General features: G+C 41.4%; 23 protein-coding genes. 4 read left to right on the top strand and 19 right to left on the bottom strand.

Translation table 11 applies throughout. The annotated features are described in order from the left end of the window. Positions 1-39: 39 nt before the first annotated feature. From G6W43_RS02610 to G6W43_RS02590, 5 genes are all read right to left on the bottom strand, one after another. A complete protein-coding gene (locus G6W43_RS02610; RefSeq protein WP_004317555.1) occupies positions 40-759 on the bottom strand; it encodes a fumarate reductase iron-sulfur subunit in 720 nt (239 codons plus the stop codon). Then, positions 752-2,770 carry a fumarate reductase flavoprotein subunit gene (locus G6W43_RS02605; RefSeq protein ID WP_004317497.1) on the bottom strand — a complete coding sequence of 673 codons (2,019 nt, stop codon included), beginning with the start codon at positions 2,768-2,770 and terminating at the stop codon, positions 752-754. The genes G6W43_RS02610 and G6W43_RS02605 overlap by 8 nt, the downstream gene beginning before the upstream one ends. 14 nt (positions 2,771-2,784) lie before the next feature. Further along, positions 2,785-3,483 (bottom strand): fumarate reductase cytochrome b subunit, encoded by a 699-nt coding sequence (locus G6W43_RS02600; protein ID WP_035160410.1) that lies wholly within the window; start codon positions 3,481-3,483, stop codon positions 2,785-2,787. 119 nt (positions 3,484-3,602) lie between these two features. Then, positions 3,603-4,418 (bottom strand): prolipoprotein diacylglyceryl transferase, encoded by an 816-nt coding sequence (gene lgt, locus G6W43_RS02595; protein ID WP_103614639.1) that lies wholly within the window; start codon positions 4,416-4,418, stop codon positions 3,603-3,605. A 36-nt stretch (positions 4,419-4,454) separates the two neighbouring features. Further along, entirely contained in the window at positions 4,455-5,090 is a 636-nt protein-coding gene (locus G6W43_RS02590) for an IMPACT family protein (RefSeq protein ID WP_194169072.1), read from the bottom strand. A gap of 126 nt (positions 5,091-5,216) precedes the next feature. Here G6W43_RS02590 and galU point away from each other — a divergent pair, with 126 nt between their 5' ends. Genes galU through abc-f form a run of 4 tightly spaced genes read left to right on the top strand, consistent with a single transcriptional unit; the run spans position 5,217 to position 9,454 of the window. After that, positions 5,217-6,038, top strand: coding sequence for a UTP--glucose-1-phosphate uridylyltransferase GalU (galU, locus tag G6W43_RS02585; protein ID WP_009294249.1), 822 nt, complete (start codon positions 5,217-5,219; stop codon positions 6,036-6,038). Beyond that, complete coding sequence (locus G6W43_RS02580) at positions 6,035-7,255, top strand: glucose-6-phosphate isomerase (protein ID WP_194169071.1); 1,221 nt, start codon at positions 6,035-6,037, stop codon at positions 7,253-7,255. Before galU ends, G6W43_RS02580 begins: the two co-directional genes overlap by 4 nt. A 3-nt stretch (positions 7,256-7,258) precedes the next feature. After that, on the top strand, positions 7,259-7,804 hold the full coding sequence (locus G6W43_RS02575) for a DUF1287 domain-containing protein (RefSeq protein WP_194169070.1): 546 nt from the start codon (positions 7,259-7,261) through the stop codon (positions 7,802-7,804). 60 nt (positions 7,805-7,864) lie between these two features. After that, positions 7,865-9,454 carry a ribosomal protection-like ABC-F family protein gene (abc-f, locus tag G6W43_RS02570; protein WP_194169069.1) on the top strand — a complete coding sequence of 530 codons (1,590 nt, stop codon included), beginning with the start codon at positions 7,865-7,867 and terminating at the stop codon, positions 9,452-9,454. A gap of 204 nt (positions 9,455-9,658) precedes the next feature. Here the strand turns inward: abc-f and G6W43_RS02565 are convergent, their stop codons facing one another. From G6W43_RS02565 to G6W43_RS02505, 14 genes are all read right to left on the bottom strand, one after another. Further along, entirely contained in the window at positions 9,659-10,336 is a 678-nt protein-coding gene (locus tag G6W43_RS02565) for a DUF4272 domain-containing protein (RefSeq protein ID WP_194169068.1), read from the bottom strand. Positions 10,337-10,375: 39 nt separating this feature from the next. Next, positions 10,376-11,722 carry an FAD-dependent oxidoreductase gene (locus G6W43_RS02560; RefSeq protein ID WP_194169067.1) on the bottom strand — a complete coding sequence of 449 codons (1,347 nt, stop codon included), beginning with the start codon at positions 11,720-11,722 and terminating at the stop codon, positions 10,376-10,378. A 128-nt stretch (positions 11,723-11,850) separates the two neighbouring features. Further along, positions 11,851-13,479: a TonB-dependent receptor domain-containing protein gene (locus tag G6W43_RS02555; RefSeq protein ID WP_242047604.1), complete on the bottom strand. Its 1,629-nt coding sequence runs from the start codon at positions 13,477-13,479 to the stop codon at positions 11,851-11,853. Next, on the bottom strand, positions 13,442-13,858 hold the full coding sequence (locus tag G6W43_RS10580) for a TonB-dependent receptor plug domain-containing protein (RefSeq protein WP_242047603.1): 417 nt from the start codon (positions 13,856-13,858) through the stop codon (positions 13,442-13,444). Before G6W43_RS10580 ends, G6W43_RS02555 begins: the two co-directional genes overlap by 38 nt. Before the next feature lie 232 nt (positions 13,859-14,090). Continuing rightward, positions 14,091-15,113, bottom strand: a complete 1,023-nt coding sequence (locus G6W43_RS02550; RefSeq protein ID WP_149712115.1) for an NADH:flavin oxidoreductase/NADH oxidase — start codon at positions 15,111-15,113, stop codon at positions 14,091-14,093. 621 nt (positions 15,114-15,734) lie between these two features. Then, complete coding sequence (locus G6W43_RS02545; RefSeq protein ID WP_149712114.1) at positions 15,735-17,249, bottom strand: 2-isopropylmalate synthase; 1,515 nt, start codon at positions 17,247-17,249, stop codon at positions 15,735-15,737. 140 nt (positions 17,250-17,389) lie between these two features. Further along, positions 17,390-18,121, bottom strand: a complete 732-nt coding sequence (gene pssA / locus G6W43_RS02540; protein ID WP_149712113.1) for a CDP-diacylglycerol--serine O-phosphatidyltransferase — start codon at positions 18,119-18,121, stop codon at positions 17,390-17,392. Between the two features lies 1 nt (position 18,122). Further along, complete coding sequence (locus G6W43_RS02535; protein WP_149712112.1) at positions 18,123-18,740, bottom strand: phosphatidylserine decarboxylase; 618 nt, start codon at positions 18,738-18,740, stop codon at positions 18,123-18,125. A gap of 2 nt (positions 18,741-18,742) precedes the next feature. Then, a complete protein-coding gene (gene ftsH / locus G6W43_RS02530) occupies positions 18,743-20,668 on the bottom strand; it encodes an ATP-dependent zinc metalloprotease FtsH (protein WP_021087314.1) in 1,926 nt (641 codons plus the stop codon). Beyond that, positions 20,661-21,494: a 50S ribosomal protein L11 methyltransferase gene (locus tag G6W43_RS02525; protein ID WP_103618098.1), complete on the bottom strand. Its 834-nt coding sequence runs from the start codon at positions 21,492-21,494 to the stop codon at positions 20,661-20,663. Before G6W43_RS02525 ends, ftsH begins: the two co-directional genes overlap by 8 nt. Then, positions 21,494-21,859 (bottom strand): chemotaxis response regulator CheY, encoded by a 366-nt coding sequence (locus G6W43_RS02520; protein WP_002939933.1) that lies wholly within the window; start codon positions 21,857-21,859, stop codon positions 21,494-21,496. Before G6W43_RS02520 ends, G6W43_RS02525 begins: the two co-directional genes overlap by 1 nt. 63 nt (positions 21,860-21,922) lie before the next feature. Continuing rightward, positions 21,923-22,633: a 1-(5-phosphoribosyl)-5-[(5-phosphoribosylamino)methylideneamino]imidazole-4-carboxamide isomerase gene (gene hisA / locus G6W43_RS02515; protein WP_103618099.1), complete on the bottom strand. Its 711-nt coding sequence runs from the start codon at positions 22,631-22,633 to the stop codon at positions 21,923-21,925. Then, positions 22,633-23,244, bottom strand: coding sequence for an imidazole glycerol phosphate synthase subunit HisH (gene hisH / locus G6W43_RS02510; protein WP_103618100.1), 612 nt, complete (start codon positions 23,242-23,244; stop codon positions 22,633-22,635). The genes hisA and hisH overlap by 1 nt, the downstream gene beginning before the upstream one ends. Next, complete coding sequence (locus G6W43_RS02505) at positions 23,241-24,137, bottom strand: PDC sensor domain-containing protein (RefSeq protein ID WP_009294679.1); 897 nt, start codon at positions 24,135-24,137, stop codon at positions 23,241-23,243. Before G6W43_RS02505 ends, hisH begins: the two co-directional genes overlap by 4 nt. Position 24,138 lies beyond the last annotated feature (1 nt).

Genomic DNA, 24,138 nt, shown 5'->3' with positions numbered 1-24,138 from the left:
AGTTTTTAAATAAATTTGGGGCTTTTTACAGCCCCTTTGCTACTTTATAGCAGCCATTTTTCTACGCATATAAGCTATGCGGCTTTGAAGTGGTAGGTGTTTTGGGCAGTTGTCTTCGCAGCCAAGCAAAGTCATACAACCAAATACACCATCATCATCGCCGATTAGCTCGTAAAAGTCCTCGTCAGTTCTCTTATCAAGCGCGTCTATCTTAAATCTAGCAACCCTGTTTAGACCAACAGCGCCGATGAAATCAGGTCTCATGATAGCTGTTCCACAAGATGCGACGCAAATTCCGCACTCTATACAGCGATCAAGCTCGAAAACTTCTTGAGCGACTTCTGGCTCAACTTTCTCTTCAAGCTTAGAGATATCTGTCTCATGATCTGTGTGTATCCAGCTCTCGACACGCTTACTCATAGCGTTCATCCAGTTGCCAGTATCCACGCTTAGATCTTTTAGTAGTTTAAAGACTGGCAAAGGCATAAGCTCGATGACACCGCTTTCAAAGTCTTTTGTTAGAGTTCTGCAAGCTAGGCTTGGTTTGCCATTTACTAGCATGCCACAACTTCCGCAAATTCCCGCACGACAAACAAAGTCAAAGCTAAGATCTGGATCAAATTTCTCACGAATTTGATTTAACGCGATAAATAGCGTCATACCATCAGTCTCTTCAAGCTCATAAGTCGCAAAATGAGGCTTTGAAACTTTGCTTAAAGGATTGTATTTAAAAGCTTTTATGGTTATTTTTCTACTCATTTCCTATACCTGCTCTTTCATTTGGTGCTTTATATTTTGGTTGAAGGTCATAGTGCATCAAAGCCTCTTGAATTTCTTGTCTGCTCTTGCCTTCTGCTTGCATTTTCTCGCGAATTTCATCGACCTCTTTTTGGCGGATAGCGCTGTTTGGATGCTCGATGATATTTCCTTTTGCACCATAACCTCTAAATGCTGGCGGCATCTCCATCTTCATGATATCAAGTGGCTCATAAGTGATAGTTGGCATAGTGTCGCCTTCTTTCCAGCTTGTAAGCGTTCTGTTTAGCCAGTTAAGGTCATCTCTCTTTGGATAGTCTTCACGGCAGTGAGCACCACGGCTCTCTGTTCTATCAAGCGCACCTTTTGCGATACAAAGTGCTAGTTTTAGCATCTTTGGCACGCGGTAAGCCTCTTCAAGCTCTGGGTTGCCAAATAGTGCTTTGTTGCTTACTTTTACATCAAGTGACTCTTTGTAGAGCGCTTCAAGCTCTTTAACAGCAAGCTCTAGACCTTTGCCTGTTCTAAATATCGCAACGTGTTCCCACATTACCTCTTTCATCTTGTTTTTGATATCAAAGACGTTAAATTTACCCTCTTTTGTGACAAGGCTATTTAGATAGTCTTCTTGTTTTTTAACAAATTTCTCGATATCAGCTGTGTTTATCTCGATCTCGTGGCTAGCGCAATAATCTGCAAAATAATCACCAACGATCATACCAGCGACTACTGTCTCAGAAACTGAGTTACCACCAAGGCGGTTAAAGCCGTGCATATCCCAGCAAGCAGCCTCACCAGCACTAAATAGACCAGCTAGTGTTGGGCTCTCGCCAGTTGGTTTTGTCTTGATGCCGCCCATTGAGTAGTGCTGCATAGGCAGGATCGGCGCCCAACCTTTGCCACGCTGATGTCCTGTCTCGTCAGTATATACTTCAGTGTCAGCAGGATCGATACCATTAAAAATTTCGCAAATTTCTTGAACGTCACGTAAATTTTTCTCGATGTGCTCGCGTCCAAGGATAGAGATATCAAGCCACACGTGATAGCCATAAGGGCTAGGTACGCCTTTGCCTGCACGGATGTGCTCCATGATACGGCGGCTAACGACGTCACGGCTAGCTAGTTCTTTTTTCTCTGGTTCATAATCAGGCATAAAGCGGTATCCATCAACGTCACGTAAAATTCCGCCATCACCGCGGCAACCTTCTGTTAAAAGAATGCCAGATGGGACGATCGGAGTTGGGTGAAACTGAACAGCTTCCATGTTGCCAAGCTGAGCTACGCCAGTCTCAAGTGCGATCGCAGCGCCGATACCCTCGCAAACAACAGCGTTTGTAGTGTGTTTATAAACTCTACCATAACCGCCAGTTGCTATAAGTGTGCCTTTTGAAACATAAGCTGTGATCTCGCCATTAACTAGGTCACGAACGATCGCGCCGTAACAGCGGTTATTTTGGTGTATCAAAGCGATCGCCTCTTTGCGGTCGTGAATTTCTACATTGTGCTTAAGCGCTTCGTTTGCAACAGCAAAAAGCATGGTGTGACCAGTTGCGTCAGCTGTATAGCATGTTCTCCACTTTTTTGTACCACCAAAGTCACGTGAGTGGATAAGGCCATGAACCTCTTCTTTTTCAACGATAGTTGTCTTTTGAGCGTTGATGATAGCGCTTCTTTCGCCTTTTGTGATCCTAGTCCAAGGCACACCCCAAGCCGCAAGCTCACGAATAGCTTTTGGAGCAGTTTGACAAAACATACGTGCAACTTGTTGATCGCAACCCCAGTCGCTACCTTTTACTGTGTCAGCAAAGTGTACATCTTCGTTATCGCCTTCACTCATTTTAGAGTTACCAAGGCTTGCTTGCATGCCGCCTTGTGCAGCAGCAGAGTGAGAGCGTTTTACAGGGATGAGGCTCAAAACTACGGTGCTTAAGCCCTTTTCTCCAGCAGCCACAGCAGCTCTAAGACCAGCTAGACCGCCACCAATTACCAATGCGTCATAATATTTTACATTCATCTTCTAGCTCCTTTTTAATGGCTGATCCACACGAAATCAGCGATCAAAGCGATCACAGCAAGTATGCCATAAATGACAAATACAACTGTCTTTGCCTTATTTCTTTTGGCAAACATTTCGTGTTTATTTACGCCATCAATGCTTACCCATTTGACATATAAGCGATACATGCCAACGCTAGCGTGAACGACCATGAAAACAAGTAGTGCGAAGTAGAAAATTTCTAGTTTGTGAAAAGCAGCAGCTGATTTGTCAGCAGTGATGTGTCCGCCAAAGATGATGTCGATGAGATGGGCGCTTGCTGCAAAAAATAGAGCAAAGCCTGTTAAAAACTGGAACCACCAAAGTGTGGTATCAAGGTGCTTCATGCGGTCTTTGTGGCCTCTAAACATTAAATATTGTCTGTAATTTGCAGGAAATTTTCTCATTGCCAAGAAAGCGTGAGTTACAAAAACTACAAAGATAACAGCAGCTATAACATTTGTGATCCACCAAGTAGCCTCGCCAAATAAAAATTTAGCCTCTGCAAATCCTACGACAGCGTTAAATGCGTCTTTGCCAAGTAGTATAGTAGAAGTAAAAACCATATGGCACAATATGAAACAGGCTAGAATAAATCCTGTAATACTTTGCCATCTATCCCAAGCGGCTGGAGTGCGGCTTTTTTTGCCGTCCGACCGTTTCCCCAAAAAACCTTCTATAAGCCCGGTCATGAGCCCTCCTAAGAAATTTGAAATAAGTTATCATTTCTTAATACTAATTTAAACATTAGCATTAATTGATAAAGCTAATGTTATCAGAACTTTACTTTAATAAATTTTAAATATTGACATTAAATTTTCGTAAATCTCTTATAGAGTTTAATATAGACAAAAATTCCCAACCCACACATAATAAGTGATAAAATTTGCCCCATCGATAGACCAAAGATAATAAATCCAAGTCCAGAATCAGGCTCTCTGTAAAATTCACAAATAAATCTTGCAAATGTGTATAAAATGGCGTAAAGTGCTATGAGCTCGCCATTAAATTTCTTATATTTTCTATATAAAAATAAAATGACAAAAATAACTAAACCTTCTAAGAATGCTTCATAAAGCTGGCTTGGATGTCTTGGCTGACCAAAGACATTTATCGCCCAAGGCACGTCTGTGACTCGCCCAAAAAGCTCTTGATTTAAGAAATTTCCTATCCTGCCAAAGGTGTAGCCAAAAGGTATGCAAATGGCGCAAAGATCAAGTAACTGCCAAGCGTTTTGCTTATATCTTTTGCAAAATAAAATTGTCGCTAGCAAAAAGCCAACCACAGCGCCGTGATAGCTCATGCCACGAATTCCTATAAACTCGCCGTTGTGCATTGGATTAAAAATTTGCCAAGGCTGCGTTAGGTAATATCCTGCTTCGCCAGAATAAACTAAAACCCAGCCAAGTCTAGCGCCCAAAATGACGCCTATTTCTACCCAAAAAAAGTAGTTATCTAAAAGTTGGCTTGAGATAGGGATATCATCTTTTTTAACGAGATACTTTGCCATGGCAAGTGCTAAAACAAGGGCCAAAATATACATAAGCCCATACCAGTGCACGCTAAAACCAAAGATGCTAAAGGCGACTGGGTTAAAGTGGTTATAAATGTCGTTCCAAATTTCCATTTTTTACTTTCTTTTTAAATTTATGCGATTTTACAATTAATAAATAAACAGCGCTTTGCTACCAAGTGGCAAGGCTAGAAATTTAAACTCGTTTGCTTCAAATTCTTTGCAAAATTTAAATAGCTCAGCAAACTCGGCTTCGTTTAAATTTACGCTCCAGATCGCTCCAGAGTCATTAAAATCTCTTTCAAACTCACTTAAATTTTTAGTGGAAAAATAGTGCTCAAAGCGACTCATCAGCGAAAATGGCGTAAAAAATTTAGTCTCATCTTTTATCTCAAATTTCATCACTCCACCATCTTTTATGGCTTCATTTATCGCTTCATTCACAGCCCCTGAGTAGGCTCTGACAAGCCCTCCAGTGCCAAGCTTTATCCCGCCAAAGTAGCGAACTATCAAGACCCCAACGTTTATAAGCCCCGCCCCTCTTAGCGCGTTTAGGCTTGGCTGGCCGCTAGTGCCCTTTGGCTCGCCGTCATCGCTTTGATTTTCAACGATTTGTCCGTATTTGTTTAGCTCCCTTGTCGCCCAAACTACATGAACAGCCTTAAAATGCTCCTCTTTTAGGTGTTCGTGCAAGCTTTTAAACGAGCTTATCGGGCACAAAAACGCTAAGAAATTTGACTTTTTTATATCAAGCTGGGCTTTGAAAATCCTATCAATCGTCTGCAAATTTGCTCTTTTTTAAAAATTTTAAAAATCTTATCAATTTGCTAATTAAAGCCTTGTAAATTCAAACAAATTTATATTATTAAGGAAAAGATAGTAGAATTTTGCAATTTTTCATGAAGGACTAAAATGATACAAACTTGCCTATTTCCAGCGGCTGGATATGGAACGAGGTTTTTACCAGCTACAAAATCGCTCCCAAAAGAGATGTTGCCGATCCTTACAAAACCGCTCATTCACTACGGCGTTGATGAGGCGCTTGAGGCTGGCATGGACAATATGGCCTTTGTCACAGGACGCGGAAAAAGGGCGCTTGAGGACTATTTTGACATCAGCTACGAGCTAGAAAAAGAGATCGCAGGCAGCTCAAAAGAGTCACTACTAAGCGAAGTTAGAAATTTGATGAGCTCATGCACATTTTCATTTACTAGGCAAAATGCTATGAAAGGGCTTGGACACGCCATTTATACGGGCAAAACGCTAGTTCGAGATGAAGCATTTGGGGTCATTTTGGCAGACGATCTATGCATAAATGAAAATGGCGAGGGCGTGCTTTCACAGATGGTTAAAATTTATGAAAAGTATCGCTGCAGCGTTGTTGCTGTAATGGAAGTGCCAAAAGAGCAGACCAAGTCTTATGGCGTCGTAAGTGGTAGGTTTATAGAAGATGATCTTATAATGGTTGATGATATGGTTGAAAAGCCAGATCCTGCCGAGGCTCCGACAAATTTAGCGATAATAGGACGCTACATCTTAACGCCAGATATTTTTAATATCTTAGAGCGAACAAAACCAGGCAAAAACGGCGAAATCCAGATCACAGACGCGCTAAAAACGCAGGCAAAAGATGGCATGGTGCTAGCTTATAAATTTAAGGGCAAGAGGTTTGACTGCGGCAGCATCGATGGCTTTGTCGAGGCTACAAATTTCTTTTACGAGCGCAGTAAATGATAGAGACTTCATTTAAATTTAACTTTGCAAGCAGCGAGGTCATCGACTCTTATGCCAAACGCATAAACGACGAGTACGAAAGCGGCGAGATAGGCTACTACCACCTGCCAGCCCTTGGGCAAAATTTGCTTGGCGAGACCCGGGAGTATGAAAAGGGGCTAGCTCATATCAAAAATATAGTACTTGTTGGCATTGGTGGCAGCAGTCTTGGCGTAAAGGCGCTAAAATCAATGCTTGAAGGCACAAAGGGGATAAAAAGAGAGCTTTTGTTTTTAGATAACGTCGATCCTTGCAGCTACAAAAGCACGCTTGATGGTGTAAATTTTGATGAGACGCTTTTTGTAATAAGCTCAAAATCAGGCAACACGATCGAGACGATCACTATTTTTAAGTGCTTGCTTGATGACTTTAAGCCTCAAAATTTAGGCAAAAATTTCCTCATCATCACAGATCCAGGCACAAATTTAGAAAATTTCGCCAAAGAAAATGGCATTAAATTTTTTAACATCCCAAAGAATGTTGGTGGGAGATTTAGCGTACTAAGTGCGATCGGCCTTGTACCTCTTGGTATCTGTGGCTACGATATAAAGGCACTTTTGGAGGGGGCGCTTGCTTGCAAAAAGCAATACATCGAGCAAAAAGATAGCTCAATAGTCGCTAAAGCCTACCACTACGCCACTAGCAGGAATGCCAGTATAAATGTTATTTTTAGCTACTGCGATAGATTTTTTGAATTTAACGACTGGTACGTGCAGCTTTGGGCGGAGAGCCTTGGCAAAAAAAGAGGCTATAAAAGGGTCGGCCTTACGCCAGTTGGACTTGTTGGTAGCCGCGATCAGCACAGCTTTTTGCAGCTTATCATGGACGGTGTAAAAGATAAGAGTGTGACATTTATAAAGATAAAAGATCACGCAAGCGACAAGACTATCCCAAATTTAAGCCTAAAAGGGCTTGAAGAGTGCGATTTTGTGGCGGGTCTAAGCCTAAATGAGCTTATAAATTTGCAGTGCGATGCGACGGCTATGGCGCTGGTGCAAGAGGGCATAAGTGTCGATACGATCACGCTTGAGAGGCTTGATGAGTTTCACGCTGGCTGGCTCATTTTTTACTACGAGCTACTAACCTCGGCCACTGGCATCATGCTAGGCATCAACACCTACGATCAGCCAGGCGTTGAGATAGGAAAACGTATCTTAAAAACAATGCTTTTAAAGTAGAAAATGAAGAAATTTCTACTTTTAGCTCTTTTCGCCACACAAATTTTTGCCTTTTCGGAGAGTAAATTTGTAAATGACGCTAGGTCGCAGATCGGCGTGACGCTAAGTTATGATCCAAGCTACGAAAGGCTTGCTTACCCAATGGGCGATGTGGATATCAAAAAGGGCGTTTGCACAGACGTTGTGGTAAGGGCGCTACGTCATCAGGATATGGATCTGCAAAGGCTCATTTTTGAAGATATGAGTAGAAATTTCGCAAGCTATCCTAAAAAATGGGGCCTTAAAAAGGCTGATAAAAACATCGATCACAGGCGTGTTTTAAACATCGCTACCTATCTAAAAAGAAAAGGTTTTGAGGTGAGTGATGATAAATTTCTACCAGGGGATATCGTCACATGGATGCTACCAAGAAATCTACCTCACATCGGCGTGATCTCAGATAAATTTGAAGGACAAACGCCGCTTGTCATCCACAATATCGGCTCTGGCGTGCAAGAAGAAAACATACTTTATAGCTACAAGATCACTGGGCATTTTAGGCTAAAGTAGCAAATGGCTTTTTAATCAAATTTTAGGCAAAATCGCAAAAAATAAATTCAAGGAAAAATAATGTTAGAAGTTAGGGGACTTACTCAAAGATTTGCAAGCAGTTTGCTATTTGAGGATGTAAATTTAAAGCTAAATCGCCACAACAGATACGGACTAATCGGTGCAAATGGCGCTGGCAAATCGACATTTTTAAAAATTTTAAGCGGAGCTATCGAGCCAACTAGCGGCGAGATCATCATAGAAAATGGACTAAAGGTTGGCGTGCTTGGGCAAGATCAGTTTGCGTTTGAAAATTTCACGCTAAAAGATGCGGTGCTTTACGGCAACAAACGCCTATATGACGCTGTCAAAGAGAAAGAAAAGCTCTATATGAGCGAGGAATTTACAGATGAGATAAACGAGCGCTTAAGCGAGCTTGAGATGATAAGCGCTGAAGAGGACCCAAGCTACGAGTACGAGACTAGGATAGAAAAAATCCTAAGCTCGCTTGGGCTAAATGAATTTGATAAGCTCATGAGCGAGGTCGAAAACTCCGATAAAGTTAAAGTTTTGCTAGCTCAAGTGCTCTTTCCAAAGCCAGACATCTTGTTCTTAGACGAGCCAACAAACAACCTTGATATAGACGCGATCGCATGGCTAGAAAACGAGCTAAACCGCCACGAGGGCACGCTTGTGGTTATCAGTCACGACAGGCACTTTTTAAATAGAGTTTGCACAAACATTTTGGATGTGGATTTTAAGAAAATTCGCGAGTTTTCAGGCAACTACGACGACTGGTATATGGCTGCAAATTTGATCGCAAAGCAGCATGAGATGGAGCGCGATAAGAAGCTAAAAGAGAAAGAGGAGCTGGAGAAATTTATCGCGAGATTTTCAGCAAATGCGAGCAAGGCAAAGCAGGCGACCTCACGTGCAAAGCAGCTTGAAAAGCTTGACATAGCAGAGATCGCAGTCTCAAGCAGGCGTGATCCAAGCATACTTTTTCGTGCAAACCGCGAGATAGGCAACGAGCTAATAGAGCTTAAAAATGTAAGTAAGAAATTCGATGATAAAGTGATATTTGACGGCTTAAATTTCAAGCTCGAAAAGGGCGACAAACTAGCCATCATCGGTCATAACGGCGTTGGCAAGAGCACACTTTGTAAGATCATAATGGGCGAGCTAAAGCCTGACGCGGGCGAAGTGCATATAGGTGCGACAATCGAGCTAGGATATTTTGCGCAAGATACGGTAAATAAGATAGATGGCGAGCTAAAGCTTTATGAGTACTTACAAGATGCCAAAAACAAGGACATCGACGAGATCAGAAAGTGCCTTGGTAGGATGCTTTTTAGCGGCGCCGAGCAAGAAAAAGCAGTAGGCGCACTAAGCGGTGGCGAAAAACACCGCGTGAGACTAGCTCAGCTCATGCTTCATAGACCAAATTTACTCGTCATGGACGAGCCAAACAACCACCTCGACCTCGAGGCTATCATCGCGCTTGGCGAGGCGTTTTACAACTTTAATGGCTCAGTCATCTGCGTGAGCCACGACAGGGAGCTGATAGACGCCTTTGCAAATAGAATTTTGCACCTAAAAGGTAATGGCGAAGTCGTTGATTTTAAAGGCACATACGAAGAGTATAGAGCAAATTTAGGACTTGAGAGTTAGTTTTTTACCGTTTAAACCGCGCTAAGCTAGTTAAATTTGCTTAATGCTTATTGCGACATATACGAGCATTTTAGCCACTTATTAAAGGCGAGTAAAAAGCAAGCTCTGAGTTTCCAAAACCAAAAGAAGACCGCTATCTTCGCTTTCCTATAGCATTTACATTAAAATAAATTTTAAGCTCATTTGAGCTTAAAATTTCTTATATCAAGTGTTTAGATCAGGATAGTCCCAGCAGTTAAACTCAGCGCTCAAATCGTCATTTTCTTGCCCTTTGCAGCATAGCCACTCAAGCCCTGCTCGCCTCTCCATAACGACCTCTTCGTCAAGTCCAGCAGCCTTTTTGCCATTTACTCTTGCATTTACGCACGCCCAGTGGTAGCGATAAACTAGATCGAGCTTACTTAAAATTTCATCCATACTGCGAAGCTTTGAGCGGCTTTTTAGCCCACCCTCTCTAAAGACATTCATCACAAACTCGCAGTCGCAAATTTTATCCATCTGGCCGATATCTTCGGCTATGCCAAGCGCCCAAAGCAAGATCCAAAGCGACTCATATTTCCAGCCCATATTCACAGCCGTGTCCATATCGGCCCTGTCTTCAACGACCTCTTTTTCTTTTACACTTAGTCCGTCGTAAGCTTCGCCTAAAAAGCTCTTTGCCCACGCCATATTTTCTTTGCCCAAAGAGCCTTCATCACGGATCGTGCAAGCGCACATGATCGCTGTAAATGAGCAAACTGCGCGCTTTATTATCTCGTCAATATCTCTTGGCGTAACCTCGCTATTTTCATAGCGAAGCGGCAAGCTCTCAAGCACTGCTACGCCCTCTTGCTTTAAAATTTTTATGTTCTCATCTTTTCTTTGTTGTGCTGTTTTTGGCATATCCGCACCTCCTTTAAAAATATCAAACACTCCCATTTTCTACCCAAAAAACTCGGCGTTAAATTTCTCTTCGTCGAAATTTTTACCCAAAAATTTGCAAATTTCCTCCATATCAGCCCTCGCCGTTTCAAAACAGCTAGTTGCCCCAGGGCTTGGCGTCATGTTAAAGCTTATGCCCTCGCCTGTGCTGATCTTGCCCTCACCAAGCTCTAGCCTTTTTTTATTGCGGTCTATCACCTGTGGCCTTACGCCACCAAAATTTACAGCGTAGCTTAGGTCGTTTTCGCTTAGGCTTGGTACGATCTTTCTGGCGTCTTTAACAAATTCTTTTTTGTTGATAAATGGCACTTCAAACAAGAAATTTCTTAGTATATATGACCTTATGTCCCCATCTTTTAGTAAATTTGTAAAGACTTCAAGGACGTTTTTGTCAAATTTTAAGCACTTTAAGAAGTCAAAAAAGCTAGAACAGCCGTGAAATCTCTCAAGCTTTGGTATGACAAGGGCAGTTGGCCCAAAGCGAGTGTTGCCATTAGCTAGGATGTCTGGATCGCCGTGAAGTGCGGCAAATGGTAGCTTGTCATTTTGCACCATATAGACTTTGCCGTTTAGTAGGCGCTTGTTAGCAAAGTAAAAGCTTCCAGCAACTGGCAGCGTGCTAAGATGCAACCCATAACCCATCTTGTGAGCTAAAAATAGCGAGTGCGCTCCAGCATCGACTACGACGTAGTTTGCTGTGATCACTTCGCCGTCATTTATCTTGATGTGAAAGGTATCGCCCACCTTTTTCATATCGGTCACTTCTGAACTTAGGCTGATCTCATAGCCATCTCCGCCCAAATTTAGCGCATTTTGAACGAGCGAATTTGCCACGCCACCAAAGTCCATCGTAGTGTACTGCCCATTTTGCGCGCCTATTGCGATGATATTTTCTGGGCGCTCATTGCCATTTGCGTCAAAAACGACGTTTGGTTCGATCTGTTTTAACTTCTCTTTGTCATAAATTTCAAGATAAGCAAACAGCTCTTTAAAGCTCTCATATCGCTCCTTGATGCGCTCTACTTCGGCATCTCCGATGGCTAGCGTCATCTTTTGATGAGCAAACATATATTTGCCCTCTAAGTTGTATTTTAGGGCATATCTTACTGGCATATTTGCCACTTGTGAGACCTTTTTTGCCTTTTCTAGCGTGTAGTTTGTCTCGATATCGCCGCAGTGGATGGTCTGTGAGTTGCCCTTGCCGCTTGAATTTAGCGTCGCTACGCCGTCATATTTTTCTAAAAGCGCGACCTTTTTTATATCGCTAAATGCAGCCAACTCGTAAAAGAGTGCCGTCCCGCTAATGCCCGCTCCAACAATTGCCACTTCAAAGTGCTTTTGTCTCATTTTTTCCCCTGAAAGTTTAGTCGCACAAATGATACTATATTAAATTTAAATCAAACAGCAAAAAGCAGGGCATGAAAAATAGGCTGTGTAAAAGTGAAATTTGGCAAGGCTCTCACCTTGCCATAAAGCTAAAATTTATAAGAGACATTTACCTTGAAATTTCTACCTGGCTCCCAGTCTACGTAGTCTGGATTGCCTGTATAATCAGCCGTTCTTTGAGACTGCGAAGCGTATGCCTTGTTAAAGAGGTTGTAAATTCCAGCATTTATCTCTAGCCCTTTAAATTTACCGCTGCTTGGCGCATATGTAGCGTAGATGTCGCTAACTGCATAGCTTGGTATCTTGACATTTTCATTATCGCCAGCTGAGATGGTGTTTTTTGATGCAAAGTAGATTAGGTTGTAGCCTATTAGCGTATCGATCCTTGAAAACGCGTACTCTGCGTTAAATGTGTATTTATCGCCTTGATCGCGGTAGCCGATAACGTTTGAGGTGTAGTAGGTGCCATTTGGTTTAGCGACCCTATCTTTATATTTTACCTTTTGGTGAGTGTAGCTAGCAGCTAGGCTTAGTGCGTCTAAATTTAGTCTTGCAAGTAGTTCAACGCCACTTATATCAGCCCCACCAGCGTTTATCCTGACTAGAGTTTGATTTACACCACCACCTGCTGCGTTGTTATCGACTATTAAATTTTTATATTTTGTCATGAAGTATTTTGCAGATAGGCTATATGAGCTAGCTTCACTTATGTCGCCATGGTATTTAAGACCGGTTTCGTAGCTATTGCCAGTTGTTGCTTTTAGATCTTTATTTGCCGCCCAGTTTAAAGCCCTGCCCCTACTACTTCCACTTGCCATCATCGACTCCATGACGTCAGGTCCTCTAAAGACCCTCGCATAGCTTGCAAATGCGTTAAGCCCTTTAATGATCTCATAATCAAGCGCAAGCGCTGGGGTAAATTCATTAAATTTATAGGTGTAGCTTTTTACATTTCCAGCTCTGCCATCATAGCTTTTTAGCTCGTGATGAGTGTATCTGATGCCAGGTGTAACGGTTAGCGAGCTAAAATTTAGCGCATCTTCTGCGTAGATAGAGTAGTTATTTACCTTTTCTGGGTAGTGATTGTCTGGTTTGTTGAAATTTTTACTTTGATAAAACTCAGCACCATATCTAAATGTCTGCGTCAAAGCGCCGCTCTCTACTACACTTTTAGCCTTTGCATTTATGCCGTTCGTCTCTACGCCCCATTTTGAATCATCAACCCTTTGGTGTCTTGTGTTGTAAGCTGTCACATCTAAATTTAAAAGATCGCTAGGCTTATACTCATATTTTAGCGTTGTTGTGTCGCGCTCATACTTGCGGTTATCGACACTATTTGAGCCGCTATACCAGCTACCAAATTCTGCTCTAAATGGATAAATGCCTTTAAATTCATTATGCTCTCTTGAGATGGAAATTCTATGCGCATCAAGGAAGCTATAACCAAGCTTTAAAAGATAGCTAAGGTCGTTGCCATCGCCACCTATTTTATTGCCATTGCCACTTTTGCCGTAGTCATAGCCTTTGTGATTAATAGCTGCTATAAAGTCAAGCCCTTCAATTGGGGCAGTAAAAAGCATAAGGCCTTGAGAAAATTCGCTGTTATTTGAGGCGTATCCAGTCTTTATCTTTGCGCCGATCTTCTCGCCGCTTTCTAGCAAGTCTTTTGCATCGACCGTTTTAAAGGCGACTGAGCCCACCAAGCGCGCCAGAGCCATTTACGACCGATCTTGAGCCAACCTCGACGTCTATTGCCTTTATGAGATCAGGATCGATCAGCAAGTCGGCGTTATGGTGAAAAGTATTTCCATTTTGTTTCGCGCCATCTATCGTGATATTTAGACCGCGGTCACTTACGCCTCTCATATAAATTTTTTGATTCATGCCGTTTGTGCCGCCCACATAGACGCCAGGGATGTCCCTCATCACGTCTTTTGCTAGGCCAGCGTTTCTAGTTGAAATTTTGATATCATCAACTCCGTATCCACCGCTGCTACTTGTCACCTCAACACCGCTTAGCACGCTCTCGTCTGCTGCGTTTGCACAAACTGCCACGCTTGCTGCAAGAGAGAGCTTAAATAAGCCCTTAAACTTCATCTCTCCTCCTAGTTTGATTATTAAAATTACTATTTTAGTTTATAATCTTATTTTGAGATTGAATATTATAATTTTAAATATAAATTTTAGGTAAAAATTTAAAATATATGCGATTTTATAGCTATAAATATAGAAATTTTGATTTGTTGTGTAGAAAAAATAGCAAGTAAATTTTGGATATTTTGTTTAAGAAAAGCGAGATTTGGCAAGGCTCTCACCTTGCCATGAAAATTTAGTAAGCCCTTTTGTAGGCGTTTTCTATTTTGTCATTTTCGCCAAATTCTTTCATGGCACCAAAAGCAAAATAAGGATTTCTAAGCAGCTCTCTGCCAAGCGCCACGCCGTCACAAACATCGCCAAGGAGCAATGCTTCGCACTCGCTTGCCTTTGTGATGAGACCGACCGCAAAGACTGGGATATTAACTGCATTTTTCACAGCTTTTGCGTAGCCAGCCTGATAAAGAGGCGTAAATTTAGGCGCGCTATCAACTTTTGCATAGACTCCGCCAGCTGAGACGTGGATGAAGTCAGCTCCATTTTTCTCTAGCTCACGCGCTAGCTTTACGCTCTCCTCTACATCCCAGTCGCCCTTAAGCCAGCTACTGGCACTAATTCTTACACCAACAGCGATATTAGCGCGAGTCTTGATATCTATTAAAATCTCAAGCAACAGCCTTATGCGGTTTTCAAAAGTGCCGCCGTATGCGTCACCTCGCTTGTTCGTGCCAGCGCATAAAAATTGATTTATCAAATATCCATGCGCCGCGTGTATCTCCACAGCCTCGTATCCTGCGCTCTTTGCCCTAATGGCCGCCTCCACAAAGCTTTGCTTGATGCTTGCGATATCCTCTGCGCTCATCTCTTTTGGCGTGGCGTAGTCATCGCTAAATTTGATGGCACTTGGCGCGATGATGCCCTCACACGTGCCTTTTCTGCCAGCGTGAGCAAGCTGGACGGCCATTTTGGCGCCGTATTTACTGCAGCCTTTTACCAGCTCCGCGTGAGCCTCGATCTGCTCGTCACTCCAAAGCCCAAGGTCTTTTTTGGTGATCCTGCCGCACGCCTCCACAGCTGTCGCCTCAACGATGATCATGCCAACACCGCCGATCGCCCTTGTAGCATAGTGGAGCTTGTGAAAGCACCTTGGACGGCCATCCTCTTTTTTGACCTCATACATACACATCGGAGCCATGATGATACGGTTTTTGATCTCGATGCCACCTATCTTAAGCGGCGTAAAAAGCTTATTTTGCATGAAATTTCCTTTAAATTTTTTGATTATTTTAGGATATTTGTTTAAATTCTTGGATATGTGGGAATTTACTTCTTGCGACTACAAAAGTGTTTAGTAAATTTTAAAATTAGAGCTGGCATATCATGGCTCTAAAATTTGAGCTAAGCTATAAGCGAAGCCTAATTTTAGTAGTCAACTCTTGCGAGTGAGTGGAATTTTAAAATTTGCAAAAATAGTAAATTTCTATTTTTGAAATGCAGATTTTAAATTTATAAACTCTTTTATTTAAAAGGGAGACAAGGATACTTGAACTTTGCTTCGCAGGCTCGCAACTACAGGGCAGACACGAAGTCGCCCCCCCCTATCCCACTTCTTTTTTAATACTCATTTGCTTGCAGTTACAAGACGAAGCCTGAACAAAATCCCCTCGCACATTCAAGGTGGCATGCTTCAGTGCTTTGCACTGCATGCGTTTAAAAACTAGGACAAATTTTAAGATTAGAGCTGGCATATCACGGCTCTAAATTTAGTAGTCTGCTAAGGCGAGTGCATGGAATTTTAAAAATTTAAAAAACGCAGTAAATTTAAAGAGTAGCTAAATTTAAAGTAGCCAGCTGCAAATTTAGCAGCCAGCTATAAATTTTAGTTTTTATGAATGCGAAGGTAGCTATTTAGTGCGCCGACATAGGCTTTTGCGCTTGCCATCATCGTATCGATATCAAGTCCGTGGCCCATAACAGCGGCATTGCCCTCAAACTCGACTTTTACATCGACCTTTGCAAGAGCATCTTTGCCCTGAGAAACAGCTGTGACCTTGTAGTCTTTGAGCGTACCATTAATGCCACTAATGCGATCAACTACCTTAAATATCGCATCTGCTGTGCCATTGCCAAGGGCTGAGTCGCTAACGATCTCGTCGTTGTGCCTGATGCTCATAGAGGCACTTGCTAAGCTGCCACCGCTACTTTGAAGCAAGTCTGTGATCTCGTAAGCCTGCGGGATCTTGGTGATCTCCTCTGCAACAAGCGCCCTGATATCATCGTCAAATATCTCTTTTTTCTTATCCGCCAAGTCTTTAAATTTCTCAAACGCCTTATTAAGCGCATCACTATCAAGGTCAAATCCAAGGCTAGCAAGCTTATCTTTAAACGCATGTCGGCCACTGTGCTTGCCAAGAACGAGAGAATTTTTCTCCAAGCCGATGCTCTCAGCACTGATGATCTCGTAGGTCTCTTTGTGTTTTAGCACGCCGTCTTGGTGGATGCCACTCTCGTGCGCAAAGGCGTTTTTACCAACGATCGCTTTGTTTGGCTGTGGCTCGATGCCTGTGATGCTAGCGATCAGTCTTGAAGTCGGATAAATTTCTTTTGAAATGATGCCTGTGTAAAGCGGCGCAAAGACATCCTGACGAGTTTTTATAGCCATCACGATCTCTTCAAGTGCAGCGTTTCCAGCGCGCTCGCCGATGCCATTTATCGTGCCTTCAACCTGCCTTGCTCCAGCTTTTATAGCAGCTAGTGAATTTGCCGTAGCCATGCCTAGATCGTTGTGGTTATGCACCGAAACTACCGCTCTATCGCCTATAAATTTTACTATTTCGCTAATGCGAGCTGTGATCTCCTCTGGATACAAGTAGCCAACCGTATCAGGGATGTTTATAGTTTTTGCCCCTGCGTTTATCGCTGCGTCGCAAATTTCTTTTAAAAAGCTCATCTCGCTTCTGCAAGCATCCTCGCAGCTAAACTCCATGTCATCGCAAAATGTTTTTGAGTATTGCACTGACTCAACTGCACGCCTGATCACCTCGTCTGGACTCATTTTTAGCTTGTACTGCATGTGGATCGGACTTGTTGCTATGAAGATGTGAATTCTCTTGTTTTTTGCCGGAGCTAGTGCCTCGCCAGCTGCCTTGATATCACGCTCAACCGCACGTGCAAGCGAGCAGACAGTGATGTTTGAAGCTTGCTTTGCGATCTGATTTACCGCGTCAAAATCCCCTGGGCTTGCAGCTGCAAATCCAGCCTCCATCACATCCACGCCAAGCCTTTCAAGCTGAAGTGCGATCTGTAGCTTTTCAGCTGTGTTCATAGAAGCTCCTGGGCTTTGCTCGCCATCTCTTAAAGTCGTATCAAAGATTATAATTTTATTTTTATCCATTTTTTGTCCTTTTATGATTTTTTATATTTAAATTTAATGAGTTAAGTAAAGAAGAATTTGCTACCTAAGTAGCAGCAGTAGAGAGTTTTTGATTTCGATTTTTGGTAAAAATTTACGCGATTTTATTATGCCATTTTCGCTCATTCGCTCTCCTTTTTTTTGTGATTTTTGCTAAACATTATAGCCGCTCTAATAATACCATAAAGCACGTAAATACTCATCACTAAAGTTGCACTCTCGAATGGATATAGATAAAGCATAGAAAAAACAACTACAAGTGCTACTAAAATTCGTATAACATGAGTTTGTTTTAAATTCATCTTTTTAAAGCTTGGGTAGCGGATGTTGCTAACCATCAAGATAGCTAAAACTGCTTCAAGCAATATCAAGCACCATTCAAAACCCTCTAAGAACGTGTAGTCTACATAAATGCCGATCCAAAGCACACTGACAATCGCTGCTGATGGTATAGGAAGTCCGATGAAAACATTTGGTTCGTATGTGCCTGTAGTAACGTTAAAACGAGCTAGTCTAATAGCTCCAAAGACTACAAACATAGCTGCTATTAGCGCACCAAATCTGCCAAATTTTGTACCAACTGTTAGATAAAATAAAATCGCTGGAGCCACGCCAAATGCTACAAGGTCTGCAAGGCTATCAAACTCCACACCAAATTTACTTGTAGTCTTTGTAAGCCTTGCCACGCGTCCATCAAGTCCGTCTAAAATCAGTGAAAGAATGATGTAAATAATAGCTTTAAAATAGTTCCCCTGAATAGATGAAATAATGCTTATAACGCCCAAAAAAGCGCTTGCTGCGGTAAATAAATTTGGCAAGATATACATTAACTGCATTTTTTGTATGCTATTCATTTTATTTTTCCTCTTCAAAGTATCCTAAAAGTGAAGCAGCTTTAACGCTCTCGCCAACGCTTACGCAAATTTTAGTATCTCTTGGCAAGTATAAAATCACTTCTCCGCTTCCTAAAAAGCCAAATTTTCTAGAGGCTTTTAGACTGGTAATGTTATAAATTTCTAAACTTCTACTAAAAACTCCGGCTATGATCTTCATAACAAATTTGATATTTCCTTTTTCAAAACGAATTATCGCTCTTTCATTTAGCATCTCTGAAATTTTCATAGCCTGGCATAAAAAGAGCCCATGCCTTTTTTTAACTTCAGTGACGTTAGCATCGCTTATAGCTCTTAGCGTGCCTACACCAAAAAATGGCTTTGAGATAACTATCTTAGCCACCTCTTTATCATCAAAATTTGAAACGCTGATCTCTTTTATCTTGCCATCTATAGGCGAAAGTAAAGCTAGTTTATCGTCAGTAAAAGGCTCTCTTTCAGGGTCTCTAAAAAAATAAAGAGTCAAAAGAAGCAGTGCTAGAAAAAATAGTGGCGCAATACCAAACAATGCAGATATAGCAAATAAAATCAAAAAGAATAATATAAATTTATACCCTGCTTTTGCGATGTAACCACTCATTTTTATTCCTCTTTTTTGCCTTTTTCCTCTTCTTCAAGCTCTACAAGCCTGCTTTCAAGACCATTTTCTTCTTCGTAGTTTTTTATGATCTCTCTAACTCGTTTTCCCTCTATAGTCTCTTCTTCATAAAGTGCTGAGACCATGTTTTCAATGGCACCTTTATAAATTTCAAGAAGACCAAGCACAGCTGTATATCTCTCATGAAGAAGTGCTTTTACGAACTCATCAACCTTTTCAGCCATCTTGTCGCTATAGTCTTTTATACTTTGTCCGCCATTTAAAAATGTTGCGCGTTGCTTTTCAAGTACCATAAGACCAGCAACATCACTCATACCATACATGCTAACCATAGCTTTTATGATATCAGTTGCACGCTCTAGGTCGTTGCTAGCTCCAGTTGATATCTCTTTTATAAAGACCTCTTCAGCAGCCCTACCAGCCAAAAGTACATCCACTTCTGCAAGCAACTCATGCTTTTGCATCATAAATTTATTCTCTTCAGGTGTATTTAGCGTATAGCCAAGCGCTGCAAGACCGCGCGGCACGACTGAGACCTTTGTCACTCTTTTTGCACCTTTTGTTAGCTCAGCTACCAAGGCATGGCCGCTTTCATGGTAAGTGACTATCTTCTTCTCTTTTGGATTTACGCGGCGTGATTTTTTCTCTAAACCAGCTATCGATCTCTCGACAGCCTCCACTAGATCAGCCTGCTCGACAAAAGTCTTTGACTTACGTCCTGCAAGAAGAGCTGCCTCATTTATGATATTTTCAAGATCAGCACCCGCAAGACCAGTCGTAAGCCTTGCTATATCTTCGATATTAACGTCTTTGCCGATCTTTACATCTTTCATATGAACTTTTAAAATGTCGCAACGTCCCTTAAAATCAGGCTTATCAACAAGCACTTGCCTATCAAATCTACCAGGTCTTAAAAGCGCAGCATCCAAAACCTCAGGTCTGTTTGTAGCTGCTATAACAATAACTGGCGACTTGTCCGCATCAAAGCCGTCCATCTCAGAAAGAAGCTGATTTAGCGTCTGCTCTCTCTCATCATTGCCACCCATCGGACCAGAATTTCTGCTCTTACCGATCGCATCGATCTCATCTATAAAAACGATCGCTGGAGCCTCTTTTTTTGCATTTTCAAAAAGATCTCTAACTCTACTTGCACCAACGCCAACAAACATCTCAATGAAGCTTGATGCCGACATAGAGAAAAATGGCACGCTAGCCTCGCCCGCAACTGCTCTTGCAAGAAGCGTTTTACCAGTGCCTGGAGGGCCAACTAGCAAAATACCTTTTGGAATTTTAGCTCCAAGTCTTAGGTATTTATCTGGGCTCTTTAGATAATCAACTATCTCTTGAACCTCTTCTTTTGCCTCTTCAACGCCTGCGACGTCGTCAAATTTAACTTTTGGCTTTTCAGAATTTATAAGCTTTTTCGCACTTCCTATGCCAAGTATGCCACCGCCGATATTCTTTTGCATACGACTAGCGATAAACATCCAAATAGCAAAAAATATAAATACCGGTATGATCCATGAAAATATAAGATCTCCAAACCAGTTATTTTCGCTATAAACGCTGTAAGTTATGCCGTTTTGCTCAAGTATGCCAATGAGCGTTGGATCATTTATGCGCTTTGCGAGGTAGATGGTTTTGTCATTACCAACGCCTTTTATCGTGGTTTCAGATATCGCAACTTCATTTAATTGCTTATTCTTTAGCATATCCTTAAATTCAGAATAAGCTATCATTTTGCTTTGAGCGTTGCTGCCAAGCCCAAAAGTACCGCCTAGTCCGTCACCACTAAAGCTTCTAAAAGCTAGAACTATAACTATCGCAAAAATAGCAAAGATAAAGATGGGGTTTTTGTTGAAAAACCCGTTATTATCGCCGTTGTTTTGGTTATTATTTTGATTATTCATCCATTTCCTTATAAACAAAGCTAACCCAATCATTAGCCTGTTTTATCTCAATTAGCTCCAAATCCTTAAACGTATCTTTAATCCTATCTTCGTATTTGTTCAAAATTCCAGACAATACTAAATAGCCGCCTTTTTTAAGCGATTTTTTCAAGTCATTTGAGAGCATAAAAATGACATCAGCAATGATATTTGCTACGACGATATCATATTTTTGCTCTAAATTTGCAATAGAACCTGTCCAAATTTTATTAAATTTAACCTCATTTAGCTGGGCATTACTTAGCGAACTTTGCGTGGCCTGCTCGTCTGTATCGCAGGCATCGACCTTGCAGCCAAGCTTTGCTAAAGCGATGCTTAATATCCCGCTTCCACATCCCACATCTAAAGCGGTATCACCACTTTTTGCATATTTTTGTAAAAGTTGCAAACAAGAATTTGTGCTTTCATGGTGCCCTGAACCAAAGGCTAGAGCTGGGTCGATTATGATATTTGTTACGCCATTAAGTGGCTCTTCCCAGCTAGGTCTAATATAAATTTTATCAACCAAAATAGGCTTAACTGCCTTTTTATATTCGCCTAGCCAGTCTTTATTTTCTTTTAAATTAAGAGAAATTTTTAAATCATTTGGAATTTTACGAACACTAGAGAGCCCTTTTGCATACTCTTCGACACCCCAAGCTATATCTTTTAGATCATACTCTTCCCTGATGATGATCTCATGATCTAGCTCTTCTACACAGGTGACCCCAAAAGAGAAAACTAACTCTAAAATTTCATCATAAAAATTTGATGTTTTGATGCTTAATTCGTAAAATTTATCTTTCATTAACCAAGAACGTCTTCAAGCTTCTCTTTTAAAACTTGTGGCGTAAAAGGTTTAACGATGTAGTTATTAACACCTGCTTTTAAAGCTGTTATAACCTCGGCTTTTCCGCCCTCTGTTGTTACCATTATGATAGGCATATCAACATATTTTTGCTCAGCTCTTACTTTTTTAACAAGCTCAAGACCATTCATCTCAGGCATGTTCCAGTCAGTAATAAGAACCTCAATACCCTCGTTTTGTGTCAAGATATTCCAAGCTTCAAGCCCGTGCTCAGCCTCGAGAATTTCTTGATGTCCTAACCTTTGCAAAGTATTTTTTATGATCCTTCTCATTGTTGAGCTGTCATCTACAACCAAAATCTTCACATAATATCCTTTTAGTAAAAATTGCCCTATTCTAGCTAATTAAAATTTATAAAAGCTTTAACGCTAGCCAACTTGTTTGAAAGCATCTTTTAAATCAAGTCGTCCCTCATAGTAAGCTTTACCAACGATCACGCCAGAGATCTCATTTGTCTCTTTAAGCGCCAAAATGTCGTTTATATCGCTCACACCGCCACTTGCTATGGTCTCAAGTTTGCTGCTTCTAGCTATTTGCAAGCTAAAATCAACATTAACTCCGCCAAGCATTCCATCTTTGTTAATATCGGTGCAAATCACAGCTTCTACACCCACTTCTGCAAATTTTTTTGCAAGATCGACCGCTTTTATGTTTGAAACCTCGCCCCAGCCTTGCACTGCCACATAGCCATCTTTGGCATCTATACCAACTACGACCCTGTAAATTCCAGCCATTTTTGCTGTAAATTCTGGATCACGAAGCGCAACTGAGCCAAGGATCACCCTGCTAACTCCAAGGTCCAAATAGCGCTTTATACGCTCTTCATCTCTTATGCCACCGCCCACTTGCACCTTTAAATTTGTAGCTTTTACTATCTTTTCGATCGTCTTAAAATTTATAGCTTCCCCTGCAAATGCTCCGTCAAGATCAACCACATGTAGCCATTTTGCGCCGTAATCTTCAAATCTCTTAGCAAGCTCACTTGGCTCGTTGCTATAAATTTTAGCGCTTTGCATAAGCCCTTTACTAAGCCTAACTGCTTGCCCCTCTTTTAGATCTATCGCTGGGAAAATTTCCATCACAACCTCGCAAAATTTTCTAAAATTTTAAGCCCAACCTCGTGACTTTTTTCTGGATGAGGTTGAAAACCAAAGAGATTTTCATGCTGCACCGCACTTGTAAATTCATATCCATAAGTTGTCTTTGCAAGTGCAAATTTATCATCACAAACCACGTGGTAGCTATGCACAAAGTATAAATATTCAAGCTCTTTAAGCCCTAAATTTAAAGGACCATTTTGTTTAAAGCTAAGCGTGTTCCAGCCAACGTGTGGGATCTTTAGTGGCTTATCAAATTTAGCTTCATCAAATTTAACGACCTTGCCTTGCAAAAGAGAAAGCCCCTCATGCTCACCAAATTCGAAGCTTTTTTCAAACAAAAGCTGCATGCCAAGGCAAATTCCTATGAACGCTTTGCCATTTTTCACAGCCTCTTTTATCGCCTCGTCCATGCCTTTAAATTTGAGCTTTTTCATCGCCTCGCCAAATGCTCCAACGCCTGGCAAAACGATATGAGAGTGCTCTTTTAAACTCTTGGGCTCACTTACTAAAACGCACTCATGCCCAAGAAATTTAAAAGCATTTATCACGCTTTTGATGTTGCCAGCACCGTAGTCAATAATAGCAATCATCTGTTCTCTTGTCTTTTTACGCTAAAGAGATAAAAGCTAAGTGCCGCCATTAGCATCGCCACGCCACCTATTAGATAGATAGCGTTTATGATATTTTCAGGTGCAGTGATAGCGAATTTAAACACAAGCATAAGCGCTTCGATGGCAAGTGCGATGATGATAGAGCCGATAAATCTAACCATAGTCTTATAAATAACGCTATTTTCCTCGTGATTTTTGCCTAACACCTCTTCTTCAAATATCGTCTTAACAAGGTCAAAAATGGCAAGAGCTAGCGTTAAAATAATGGTTGATTCAAAAATTTCTTCGACATTTATATGCTCGATACTCTTTGAGATAAAGCTCTTTACGCCATGCCAAAATAAAAATGCGCAGATCATAAAAAGCGATGCACAAAAGAGTGCATAAACTGTCTTTAAAAATCTACCAAAATGCTCCTCGACAAAGCCGCTATCGACCATATTTAGGATATTTTCTAGGCTTATGTCGATGCAGGCGATAAATTTAAGCTCATTTTTTTCATTATAGATAGGCACGCTTGCTGTAACGCATAAACCTCCATTTAGACTTGATGGATATGGATCACTTAAAACGCACCTTTTCTCGCGCACAGCGGTGTAGTAGTATGCCTTGTTTGCACGGTTTTCGCCTTTTGGAATTTTATACTTTTCATTTAGGCTGATCGAGTCTTCGATCTGTATGCCATTTTCGTCCAAAATGTATAGTGCGTCAAAATTTTCTATCTCGTGGCTAATCTTATCAAAGCCAGCTTTTATGTTTTCTAAGCACACTCCAGGCAGTCTGTTTGGCAAATTTCTACTAAATAAATAGCAGATATACGCCCTTGCCTTATATCTCGTGTCACTAAATCTCTTAATATCTTTTATAACCAAA

The sequence above is a fragment of the Campylobacter concisus genome (genome assembly GCF_015229965.1).
In the GTDB taxonomy this organism is placed as follows: domain Bacteria; phylum Campylobacterota; class Campylobacteria; order Campylobacterales; family Campylobacteraceae; genus Campylobacter_A; species Campylobacter_A concisus_BD.
This window is presented reverse-complemented; position numbering and strand designations above follow the sequence as displayed.

Bases quoted from the DNA above. Each gene is read 5' to 3' on its own strand.
- G6W43_RS02610 (WP_004317555.1), bottom strand. From the start codon at position 759: ATGAGTAGAAAAATAACCATAAAAGCTTTTAAATACAATCCTTTAAGC.
- G6W43_RS02605 (WP_004317497.1), bottom strand. From the start codon at position 2,770: ATGAATGTAAAATATTATGACGCATTGGTAATTGGTGGCGGTCTAGCT.
- G6W43_RS02600 (WP_035160410.1), bottom strand. From the start codon at position 3,483: ATGACCGGGCTTATAGAAGGTTTTTTGGGGAAACGGTCGGACGGCAAA.
- lgt (WP_103614639.1), bottom strand. From the start codon at position 4,418: ATGGAAATTTGGAACGACATTTATAACCACTTTAACCCAGTCGCCTTT.
- galU (WP_009294249.1), top strand. From the start codon at position 5,217: ATGATACAAACTTGCCTATTTCCAGCGGCTGGATATGGAACGAGGTTT.
- G6W43_RS02580 (WP_194169071.1), top strand. From the start codon at position 6,035: ATGATAGAGACTTCATTTAAATTTAACTTTGCAAGCAGCGAGGTCATC.
- G6W43_RS02575 (WP_194169070.1), top strand. From the start codon at position 7,259: ATGAAGAAATTTCTACTTTTAGCTCTTTTCGCCACACAAATTTTTGCC.
- abc-f (WP_194169069.1), top strand. From the start codon at position 7,865: ATGTTAGAAGTTAGGGGACTTACTCAAAGATTTGCAAGCAGTTTGCTA.
- G6W43_RS02565 (WP_194169068.1), bottom strand. From the start codon at position 10,336: ATGCCAAAAACAGCACAACAAAGAAAAGATGAGAACATAAAAATTTTA.
- G6W43_RS02560 (WP_194169067.1), bottom strand. From the start codon at position 11,722: ATGAGACAAAAGCACTTTGAAGTGGCAATTGTTGGAGCGGGCATTAGC.
- G6W43_RS02555 (WP_242047604.1), bottom strand. From the start codon at position 13,479: ATGGCTCTGGCGCGCTTGGTGGGCTCAGTCGCCTTTAAAACGGTCGAT.
- G6W43_RS10580 (WP_242047603.1), bottom strand. From the start codon at position 13,858: ATGAAGTTTAAGGGCTTATTTAAGCTCTCTCTTGCAGCAAGCGTGGCA.
- G6W43_RS02550 (WP_149712115.1), bottom strand. From the start codon at position 15,113: ATGCAAAATAAGCTTTTTACGCCGCTTAAGATAGGTGGCATCGAGATC.
- G6W43_RS02545 (WP_149712114.1), bottom strand. From the start codon at position 17,249: ATGGATAAAAATAAAATTATAATCTTTGATACGACTTTAAGAGATGGC.
- pssA (WP_149712113.1), bottom strand. From the start codon at position 18,121: ATGAATAGCATACAAAAAATGCAGTTAATGTATATCTTGCCAAATTTA.
- G6W43_RS02535 (WP_149712112.1), bottom strand. From the start codon at position 18,740: ATGAGTGGTTACATCGCAAAAGCAGGGTATAAATTTATATTATTCTTT.
- ftsH (WP_021087314.1), bottom strand. From the start codon at position 20,668: ATGAATAATCAAAATAATAACCAAAACAACGGCGATAATAACGGGTTT.
- G6W43_RS02525 (WP_103618098.1), bottom strand. From the start codon at position 21,494: ATGAAAGATAAATTTTACGAATTAAGCATCAAAACATCAAATTTTTAT.
- hisA (WP_103618099.1), bottom strand. From the start codon at position 22,633: ATGGAAATTTTCCCAGCGATAGATCTAAAAGAGGGGCAAGCAGTTAGG.
- hisH (WP_103618100.1), bottom strand. From the start codon at position 23,244: ATGATTGCTATTATTGACTACGGTGCTGGCAACATCAAAAGCGTGATA.